This is a genomic window from Citrobacter sp. Cpo109, from assembly GCF_030332565.1.
Taxonomy (GTDB): domain Bacteria; phylum Pseudomonadota; class Gammaproteobacteria; order Enterobacterales; family Enterobacteriaceae; genus Citrobacter; species Citrobacter portucalensis.
This window is the reverse complement of record NZ_JAOWHQ010000030.1, coordinates 1-221: the sequence shown is the minus strand read 5'-3', so window position 1 is coordinate 221 and position 221 is coordinate 1. Positions and strand designations below refer to the sequence as shown.

Annotated in this window: 1 pseudogene; it reads left to right on the top strand. The window is 43.0% G+C overall.

From position 1 onward, the window contains the following. Positions 1-221 (top strand): annotated as a pseudogene (locus OGY71_RS01160) (T6SS immunity protein Tli3 family protein); the annotation flags it as partial.

The window sequence follows — 221 nt, the reverse complement described above, 5'->3', positions numbered from 1 at the left end:
TCAGAACAGTACATACTTGTGCCTGAGTGGGAGCCAGGGGCATATAAAATATCTAAAGATTACGGACAAACGTGGCAGGTTGCAAAATATATGGCTCCTTTCCCGGCACTGGAGAGAAACTCAGATGGTGTTATGCGTGACAGACCTGAAGGAAAAGAAATAAAAAGAGTGGTGGTAGTTAATAATCAGGCATTTATTACCACGGCGAAGGGGCATTTATA